Source organism: Mesorhizobium sp. P5_C1, from assembly GCF_054049815.1.
This window is the reverse complement of sequence record NZ_JBFULQ010000236.1, coordinates 1-8,401: the sequence shown is the minus strand read 5'-3', so window position 1 is coordinate 8,401 and position 8,401 is coordinate 1. Positions and strand designations below refer to the sequence as shown.

At 62.2% G+C, this 8,401-nt stretch carries 10 protein-coding genes and 1 tRNA gene; 5 read left to right on the top strand and 6 right to left on the bottom strand.

Annotation, left to right across the window (positions count from 1 at the left end; genetic code table 11):
• Positions 1 to 126 precede the first annotated feature (126 nt).
• From ACXJ7R_RS18595 to ACXJ7R_RS18585, 3 genes are read right to left on the bottom strand one after another with little or no spacing between them, the layout of a single operon-like run.
• Positions 127 to 852: a uracil-DNA glycosylase family protein gene (locus tag ACXJ7R_RS18595; RefSeq protein ID WP_457153121.1), complete on the bottom strand. Its 726-nt coding sequence runs from the start codon at positions 850 to 852 to the stop codon at positions 127 to 129.
• Positions 792 to 1,403 carry a glutathione S-transferase gene (locus tag ACXJ7R_RS18590; protein ID WP_457153120.1) on the bottom strand — a complete coding sequence of 204 codons (612 nt, stop codon included), beginning with the start codon at positions 1,401 to 1,403 and terminating at the stop codon, positions 792 to 794. Before ACXJ7R_RS18590 ends, ACXJ7R_RS18595 begins: the two co-directional genes overlap by 61 nt.
• A 51-nt stretch (positions 1,404 to 1,454) precedes the next feature.
• Positions 1,455 to 2,075 carry a thermonuclease family protein gene (locus ACXJ7R_RS18585; RefSeq protein ID WP_095091522.1) on the bottom strand — a complete coding sequence of 207 codons (621 nt, stop codon included), beginning with the start codon at positions 2,073 to 2,075 and terminating at the stop codon, positions 1,455 to 1,457.
• Positions 2,076 to 2,149: 74 nt separating this feature from the next.
• Between ACXJ7R_RS18585 and ACXJ7R_RS18580 the strand changes: the two genes are divergently transcribed.
• Positions 2,150 to 3,670, top strand: a complete 1,521-nt coding sequence (locus ACXJ7R_RS18580; RefSeq protein ID WP_457153119.1) for a sensor histidine kinase — start codon at positions 2,150 to 2,152, stop codon at positions 3,668 to 3,670.
• Positions 3,671 to 3,695: 25 nt separating this feature from the next.
• On the opposite strand, the gene ACXJ7R_RS18575 is transcribed toward ACXJ7R_RS18580, so the two are convergent.
• Positions 3,696 to 4,694, bottom strand: coding sequence for a nicotinate-nucleotide--dimethylbenzimidazole phosphoribosyltransferase (locus ACXJ7R_RS18575; protein WP_457153122.1), 999 nt, complete (start codon positions 4,692 to 4,694; stop codon positions 3,696 to 3,698).
• Positions 4,695 to 4,892: 198 nt separating this feature from the next.
• Here ACXJ7R_RS18575 and ACXJ7R_RS18570 point away from each other — a divergent pair, with 198 nt between their 5' ends.
• Positions 4,893 to 5,126, top strand: coding sequence for a DUF1289 domain-containing protein (locus ACXJ7R_RS18570; RefSeq protein WP_095091520.1), 234 nt, complete (start codon positions 4,893 to 4,895; stop codon positions 5,124 to 5,126).
• Positions 5,127 to 5,139: 13 nt separating this feature from the next.
• Positions 5,140 to 5,844, top strand: a complete 705-nt coding sequence (locus ACXJ7R_RS18565) for a TIGR02281 family clan AA aspartic protease (RefSeq protein WP_457153118.1) — start codon at positions 5,140 to 5,142, stop codon at positions 5,842 to 5,844.
• Between the two features lie 15 nt (positions 5,845 to 5,859).
• Here the strand turns inward: ACXJ7R_RS18565 and dusA are convergent, their stop codons facing one another.
• Complete coding sequence (gene dusA, locus ACXJ7R_RS18560; RefSeq protein WP_457153117.1) at positions 5,860 to 6,858, bottom strand: tRNA dihydrouridine(20/20a) synthase DusA; 999 nt, start codon at positions 6,856 to 6,858, stop codon at positions 5,860 to 5,862.
• Positions 6,859 to 6,973: 115 nt separating this feature from the next.
• On the opposite strand from dusA, the gene ACXJ7R_RS18555 reads away from it, so the two are divergent.
• Both ACXJ7R_RS18555 and ACXJ7R_RS18550 read left to right on the top strand, forming a co-directional pair.
• Entirely contained in the window at positions 6,974 to 8,035 is a 1,062-nt protein-coding gene (locus tag ACXJ7R_RS18555) for a tyrosine-type recombinase/integrase (RefSeq protein ID WP_457153116.1), read from the top strand.
• Between the two features lie 30 nt (positions 8,036 to 8,065).
• A tRNA-Ser gene (locus ACXJ7R_RS18550) sits at positions 8,066 to 8,133 on the top strand.
• Here ACXJ7R_RS18550 and ACXJ7R_RS18545 read toward each other — a convergent pair.
• Positions 8,134 to 8,401, bottom strand: a 268-nt coding sequence (locus ACXJ7R_RS18545; RefSeq protein ID WP_457153115.1) for a hypothetical protein, incomplete at its 5' end; no start/stop codon positions are given.

Here is an 8,401-nt window from a genome sequence, read left to right as displayed (position 1 = left end):
CTATCGAGGCGGTCCATCTTTTTCTCTCCGGGGGAATAGATTGGCTATATTCCGCCTTATTGGAGCCTTCCACAAGAAAGAAATTCTGCCGATCGAGCAAAAAGCGAGTGATTTCTTGCTGAAAGTTCAATCGAGACGATAGCGGATTTCCGATCTCAGGAATGGCAGCAAATCCATTTCAAACCATGGATTCTTCTTCAGCCAGCCGGTGTTGCGCCACGACGGATGCGGCAGCGGCAGCACTTTCCGGCTGCCGGGCTGATCCCAGATGGCACGCCAGTCCATCACCGTTTCGGTCAGCGAAGGTCGGCGCACGGCACCCATGTGCCAGGCCTGCGCATAGATGCCGATGGTAAGCACCAGATCGATCCGCGGCATCAACGCCATCAACGGCGCGCGCCACGCCGGCGCGCATTCGCGCCTCGGCGGCAAGTCGCCACCCTTGGCATCCTGGCCGGGAAAGCAAAAGCCCATCGGCACGATGGCGAACTTATCGATGTCGTAGAATTCCTCGCTCGTCACCCCGAGCCAGCTGCGCAGGCGGTCGCCGGAGGCGTCGGTGAACGGCATGCCTGTGATATGCACCTTGGTTCCCGGCGCCTGGCTGGCGATCAAGATGCGGGCGCTGGACGATGGTCTCAACACCGGTCGCGGTTCGTGCGGCAGTGGCTTGCCGATCGGACTTTCGACGCAGATGCGGCAAGCGCGAACCGTCTCGGCGAAGCTTTCGAGCGCATCCTCGTCGACCGTGATCTCGTCCGAAAACTGGCTTCCGCTTTTCAGGATCATGGTCAGGCGGCGGCGCTCGGCCGGCTGGAAACGGCTTGGTGCCAGCGCAACACATTCGCGCATTCGTCCGGCACCTTGATGCGTGCCGGTTTCATGAAGTCGACGGCGATCAGGCCGGTGATGTCGGCAATCGAATAGCTGTCGCCGGCGATGAACTCCCGGCTGCCCAGCTCATCGTCCAGCAGCCTGAGGAATTCCACGGCCTTGGGCTTGTTGGCCTCGCCCCATTCGGCAATCTGCGGAATTTCCCATTCCTTCATCGCCGGGTGGATGTGACGGAAGGCCTGTGCGACGCAACTGAGCAGGTTGAATTCCATCCGTCTCTRCCACATCTCGACTTGCGCCTTGCCGAGCGCGCCACGCCCGAACAGGGCCGGCTCGGGCTGCAACTCCTCGAAATAACGGCAGATGGCGACGGATTCGGTGAGGATCGTGCYGTCGTCGAGTTCAAGCACCGGCAGACGCTGCAAAGGGTTACGCGAACTGACCGACGGCTTCCTGTGCTCCAGCGCGCCCATGTCGATGGGCACCAGCGGAACAGTAATGCCCTTCTCGGCCAGGAAAACGCGGACCCGCCTCGGATTGGGTGCGCGGCCACCGTCGAACAACTTCATTCCCATCCTCCCGGTTTCCCAACAACCATAGAGTTCAACCCCTTACGGGGTTTACCAGAACCGAAAAATCTCACGCACGGCATCGCCGATCGACGCCAGCGTGCCATGCTTTCTCTCAACGACTTCGCCGTGATGGCTGTCGCGCCAGTCCTGCGGCCGGTCGAATGTACCCGCCCACATGCCGACCCTTGCCGCACGGGCCGTGGCCTCCTCGCTCTCGAAGCCGCCAAACGCAACCGCCCAGCCCGCCTCCACCTGCGCGCGGTTGAGATCCTTGCCGCCGGCGGTGCAGTTGCCAAGCAACCGGCCGTAGCGGTCCCGCTGCCAGCCGGTACAGGAGACGGGCTTGCCGGCGATCAGTCGCACCAGCGCCTGGCGCGCAAGCGTGCCGCAGGGATAGTCGGCGCCATTCCTGCGGCAGGTCTGCGTATATTCTGGAGCGTCTATACCGCGCATACGGACACGCTCGGCGCCAAGCGTGATGGAATCGCCATCGTTGACGATTGCCACACCCTCCGTCTTGCGTGTTTCCACCCGGTCGAGACGAGCCGCCAACAGGATCAGCAATCCGAGAATGATGACGGTAAGCCCGTAATCCATCAGCCGGCGCCCCAAGCTTCGGGGTGGCGCAGCGTATCGCCGGCGCGGCCTCGTGCCCCATGAACGGCTCATATGGCAAACGGTTGGTTAATCATTCGAACGTAGCTTAACACTTGGAAACCGCTGCTCGCATAAATTGAAGTTTCATGCCCTTGCAACGCTCGAACACAGCGGACAAGTTCATAGTGGACCGCAGGAAACCTCATCGCAACAGCGATGTCGCGCGCGCGGTGCGCAAGACGCGCGACCGTCTTTCGCAGCAGGCCGGCAATCCCGATTTTGATCGCGAACTCCTGAAGCTCCACGCCCGCGCGATGACAAGCGGCGCCATCGCCATCCCGCTGCTCGTCCTGGCGATCGCGGCAGCCGGCCGGTTTGCCGGCGTCGGCAATGAGATCGGCCTTTGGGCCCTGTTCACGCTCGCCTGCTACATCATCGTCACCTTCCTGGCGCGGCGCATTGAGCGCACTGAAGCTTCCGAGCTCAACCCACTGCAAACACAAAGAGAATTGCTGATCGGCCACTTCCTTTGCGGTCTCGGCTGGGGGTGGTTCGTCTGGCTTGGCTGCAGCACCTGCCTGCCCGACCAGTTCCAGGTTGTCAAAGCGGTGGTGCTGCTGGTCGCCATGGCGGCGACCGCCGTCATGACCTCTTCCCTGGGTGGCGCCCTGTTGGCAACCTTTGCCGTTCCGGTGGCTCTCTATGCCTATGCGGGCGTCAAGCTGTGGATGCCGGTCGGGGCGATCATGGCGGGGCTGCTGGTCGTGTCGTTGCCATTCTTCGCCTATGTCGCCCGTCACCTCAACCGCTCGTCCCTGATGCTGTTGTCGTTCCGCTCCGAAAAGGATGCGCTGGTCGCCGAACTGGAGACGGCGAAATCGATGTCGGACGAAGCACGGCGGCGGGCGGAAGACGCCAATCTGGCAAAGTCGCGGTTCCTCGCTTCGATGAGCCACGAATTGCGCACGCCGCTCAACGCCATTCTCGGCTTTTCCGAGGTGATGTCGAACGAGGTGCTCGGACCGATGAGCAACCCGACCTATCGCGACTACGCCCATGACGTGCATGAATCCGGCCAGCACCTGCTCGACCTGATCAACGAGATCCTCGACCTGTCGCGCATCGAGGCCGGCCGCTACCAGCTCAACGAGGAGCCGGTGATGCTGCTCAACATCGTCGAGGATTRCTGTCACATGATGGAATTGAGGGCCCGCAACAAGGATATCCGCATTGTCCAGGATTTCGAGCATGAGTTGCTGCGCCTGTTTGCYGACGAGCGGGCGGTGCGGCAGATCACGCTCAACCTTCTGTCGAATGCCATCAAGTTCACGGCTACCGGCGGCGAAATCCGCGTTCGCGTCGGCTGGACGGCGGGTGGCGGACAGTACATTTCAGTCAAGGACAACGGTCCCGGCATCCCCGAAGACGAAATCCCGGTGGTGCTCTCGGCCTTCGGTCAGGGCTCGATTGCCATCAAGAGCGCCGAGCAAGGCACCGGGCTCGGCCTGCCGATCGTGCAAGGCCTGCTCGCCATGCATGGCGGCGAGTTCGAACTTCATTCCAAGCTGCGCGAAGGCACCGAAGCGATCGCCATCTTCCCGCTGAGCCGGGTGATGGAAGAACTGCCGGCGCTGCCGACCGCGGCGGTGGCGGCGCGGCGGCGATAGCAGACTTCGCTCGTGTGTCTGGCGTCTAACCCCGAACGGCCGCCGCCATGCCTGAACTGGTCAGCGCCGCTGCCTTGACCAGGCCTGCGGCAAGAGCGGCCCCTGCTCCCTCACCATGGCCGATGCCCAGGTCGAGCAACGGGCGAAGACGGAGGCGTTCGGCGGCCCGAGCATGCGCGGGCTCCGACGACACGCTGGCAAGAAGGCAGTGGTCGAGTGCCGTGGGGTTGGCGGCATGCAGCACTGCTGCAGCCGCCGTTGCCGCAAATCCGTCGAGCAGAACCGGTATCTTCTGCATCCGCGCGGCGAGGATGGCGCCGGCGATCGCTGCGAATTCCCGGCCACCGACCCGGCGCAGCGCCTCCAACGGGTCACCGAGATGGCCGCCGTGAAAGGCAAGTGCCGCATCGACCACTTCAGCCTTGCGTACCTGCATCGCCGCACCGGCGCCGGATCCCGGGCCGACCCAGTCGGCGCCCTTGCCTCCGAACAGCGCCGCAAACAGGGCCGCAGCAACAGTGGAGTTGCCGACGCCGAGATCGCCGAGGCAAAGCAGGTCGGTGCCTCCCGCGATCGCTTCCATGCCAAAGGCCATGGTGGCGGCGCAACCGCGCTCGTCCAATGCTGCATCCTCGGTGAAGTCGGCGGTCGGGATGTGCAGGGCGAGATCGAAAACCTTCAGCCCGAGATCATTGGCAATGCAGATCTGGTTGATGGCAGCACCTCCGGCGGCACAAAGCTCGACCGCGTTGGCCGTCGCCGCCACCGGCCGTGGCGAAATGCCATGCCGGGTGGCGCCATGGTTGCCGGCAAAGACCGCCATCAACGGCCTTGTCACGGCGGGCGGAGCCCGCCCGCTCCAGGCCGCGAGCCAGGCGGCAATGTCCTCGATGCGACCAAGCGAATTGACGGGCTTGTCGGCCTTGGCAAACAGCGTTCGAACACGGACCTCGGCAATCGTGTCGGCCGCCGGCAAATTGGCCAGCAGGTTGCGAAAATCATCGAAAGGCAGCGCGCTGGTCATGTCGTCGGCATTCATTCCCTGGAGTTGGTGAGCGGCATAGCCGCCTTGCGCGGTTGGCACAACCTCCTGGATCATGCTCACGCATTTGCCGCAAAGGTCGYCGCGAAAGGCGTAATTGCGAGGGCTTGCATTGGCTTTGCGGTTGCACCATGTGGAGGTGCAACAAGGGATTCCTAATGGAACCCTCAAGAGAAAGACATGACGGTCATCGAATCCCCGTGCATCCTCGTCTGTTCGATCGACATGAAAACCGGCTTCTGTTTCGGTTGCGGACGCACGCGCGAGGAAATCGGCGCCTGGATCGGCATGACGCCCGAAACGCGTCGCTCCGTCATGGCTGAATTGCCTGCCCGTCTGGAAACGGTCGAGCGTCGGCCGCGACGGGAAACGCGCCGCGCTCGTATGACGCGCGAACGCGACGCGCTTTCGTGAGGCGACCACACAGATGAACCGCCTGTTCTGGATACTGATTGCCGCAATTGGGATGGGAGCAGTCCTGCTCATGCTCACCGATTCCGCCGGCAGCACGCTCGGCGTCGAGAATTACGATTTTGGCCGGCTGATCTGGCTTGGCGCCTTTGGCGCGCTGGTCGGCGCCGGCCTGCTTCGCTCGGGCAGGCCCCTGGGTGCCATGGCCCGGAACCTTGGCGCCTGGGCGGCCATCGCGCTCGCGCTGATCGCCGGCTACCAGTATCGTTACGAACTGCAGGATGTCGCCAGTCGGGTCACCGCGGGCCTTGTTCCCGGCAGCCCGCTGGCTCTGGGCGTCGAGGACGGCCACGCGACGGTGACACTCGACAAGGCGGACAATGGCCATTTCGAAGCCCGCATCCTGGTCAACGGCAATCCAGTGCGGGCTGTTGTCGATACCGGCGCGACCAGCACCGTTTTGACGTCCGAGGACGCCCAGGCATCCGGATTCAATCCAGCGGCGCTCAACTACACCATACCGGTCTCAACCGCCAACGGCATGGCGCGCGCCGCGGCCGTCAAGACCGATCAACTGGCGATCGGCGGCATCGTGCGCAAGGACATGCCGGTGATGATCGCGGCACCCGGTATGCTCAGCCAGAGCCTGCTTGGCATGAACTTCATCGGCTCGCTGTCGGGCTTCGATGTGCGCGGCGACCGCATGATCCTCAGGGATTGACCCCGACCTAACGCGTCAGGCGGCTTCGGCCGCCGCTCCACCGAACTCTACGGCTGCGAAGGCCGTTTTCAGTACGTCCGGTCCGGCACCGGGCCGGGTCGCATCGGTGGACAGGATCTGGCGGTAGCGGCGCGCGCCGGGCAAGCCATGGAACAGTCCGACCATATGGCGGGTGACATGGCCAAGCCGCCCGCCCTGTTCGATATGGTGGGCCGCGTACTCTGCCATGGCATCGATCAGCGCGGCGAAATCGAACGCGTCGGACTCGACGCCGTAGAAGGCGGCGTCGACGCCGGCCAGGATGCCAGGCGTGTGGTAGGCGACGCGGCCAAGCATGGCGCCGTCGACATGGTCGAGATGCGCCCGCGCCTCTTCGATCGACTGGATGCCGCCGTTGATGCCAATGAATTCGTTTCGTTTTCTGGCCTTCAGCCGATAGACGCGGCCATAGTCCAGCGGCGGGATGTCGCGGTTTTCCTTGGGGCTCAGCCCTTCCAGCCACGCCTTGCGCGCATGCACCCACAGCGCGTCGGCGCCAGCCTCGAAAACACCGTCCGCCAGCGTATCGAGCGCCGGCTCGGGATCCTGCTCGTCGACGCCGATGCGGCATTTGACGGTGACGGGAATCGCCACCGCCGCTTTCATCGCCGCGACGCAGTCGGCGACGAGGTCAGGCACTTTCATAAGGCAGGCGCCGAAAGCGCCCGACTGGACGCGGTCGGACGGGCAGCCGACATTGAGGTTTATCTCGTCATAGCCAAAGGCTTCGCCGATGCGCGCCGCCTCGGCGAGTTTTCCGGGATCTGAGCCACCGACCTGCAAGGCGACGGGATGCTCCGCCGCATCGAAGCCAAGCAGCCGCTCGCGCGCGCCATGGATAACCGCGTCGGCCACCACCATCTCGGTGTAAAGCAGCGYACGGCTGGTCAGCTGGCGATGGAAGAACCGGCAATGCCGATCCGTCCAATCCATCATGGGTGCCACGGCCAGTCTATGATCTTGATTTTTCAGCATTTTTTCTTTAACATCAAATCGTTAGACCCTGTCGAGTGCACACGAATTTACGCCAGAATACGACCCTTTTCGCCACGTTTCGATCTCTCAGTGCACACGGAGCGCACACGAAAAAATGGCCACCTACACAAAACTCTCGTCCGGTTCCTGGCGTGTCCAGGTCCGTCGCAAAGGTCGCTACGTCAGCGAGACCTTCCTGCGCCGAGAGGATGCACGGCGCTGGGCAACCGAAACCGAGCGCCAAGTCGATCGCGGTGAGACGCCGACCAAGTCCCGTATAGCGCGCCTGAAAACCTTCGGCGAACTCATCGACCTTCATATCGACGACATGTGCGATGTAGGCAAGTCCCCTCGCCGCTCCAAGGCCGCAGCCCTTGATATGCTGCAAAGACATCTAGGGAAGTGCAACATCGCGGCTCTCGATCGCGAACGGCTCATTCGTTTTGGTCGCGACCGGGCCGCACAAGGTGCCGGGCCGATGACTCTCGGCATCGACATCGGCTTTGTAAAACTCATCCTGTCTCATGCTGCGGCCGTTCACGGTCTGCCCGTGAAGGTCGAGCCGGTTGATCTGGCGCGTATCGCCCTGAAGAGGCTTGGTCTCGTTGGGAAAGGCCAGCAGCGCGACAGGCGGCCGACGCAGGATGAACTCGATAGGCTCATCGGTCACTTCGATGCAAACGCACGTCAAATTACTCCGGTTAGCCAGATCATACGTTTCGCTGTCGCAACCGCGATGCGCCAGGAGGAAATCTGCAAGGTGCGTTKGTCCGATTTGGAATCTCGTACTCGAATGCTTCTTATCCGTGACCGGAAAGATCCTCGGAACAAGAACGGCAACAATCAGCGCATACCGCTATTCGCGGCAACTGGATATGATGCGTGGGCCATTGTTGAGGAGCAGCGGACAAAGCGCAGTAATGACGATGATCGAATTTTCCCTTTCAATCATCGATCAGTCGGCACCGCCTTCCGTCGAGGATGCGCTGACCTGAGCATCGACGACCTTCATTTTCATGACTTGCGTCACGAGGGTACGAGCCGGCTTTTCGAGGCTGGATTCACGATTGAACAGGTTGCGCTGGTAACTGGGCACAAGGACTGGAAAATGCTGAAACGGTATACCCACCTTAAGCCTGAGGCGCTCCACGCAGTGCTGGTGAACCGTGCTGCCTAACGCGATGGTCGCTTCCGTATTCGGATTGCAGCGGTAGCCTACAGTTTCTAACCAGACTACGAGTCTGAGAGTCAGGAGTTCGAATCTCTTCGGGCGCGTCATTTCAGTACAGATGTATGAACGCCAAACGCCGCCGATTGCACGCTTGAAGCGGCCAAAAGGGCTCGTAGCATTACCGACATCGATCCCATCATACGAACCTCGGTATCGGCGACCTCGACACGCTGCGCTAGGCCAGCCTGGGGCTGACCGRCTCGGTCTTCTTGATTTGCTTGCGCTTCACGTCGCCTACGCTGACAAGACAGAAGGCAGGTCGGCTGGCCTTCGTCAAGCTCGGGCTCCACCACAAGGTTTTGCAGGATGCCC

Coding starts and splice junctions, on each gene's coding strand:
- ACXJ7R_RS18595 (WP_457153121.1), bottom strand. CDS start 852: ATGCGCGAATGTGTTGCGCTGGCACCAAGCCGTTTCCAGCCGGCCGAG.
- ACXJ7R_RS18585 (WP_095091522.1), bottom strand. CDS start 2,075: ATGAGCCGTTCATGGGGCACGAGGCCGCGCCGGCGATACGCTGCGCCA.
- ACXJ7R_RS18575 (WP_457153122.1), bottom strand. CDS start 4,694: ATGACCAGCGCGCTGCCTTTCGATGATTTTCGCAACCTGCTGGCCAAT.
- ACXJ7R_RS18570 (WP_095091520.1), top strand. CDS start 4,893: ATGACGGTCATCGAATCCCCGTGCATCCTCGTCTGTTCGATCGACATG.
- ACXJ7R_RS18565 (WP_457153118.1), top strand. CDS start 5,140: ATGAACCGCCTGTTCTGGATACTGATTGCCGCAATTGGGATGGGAGCA.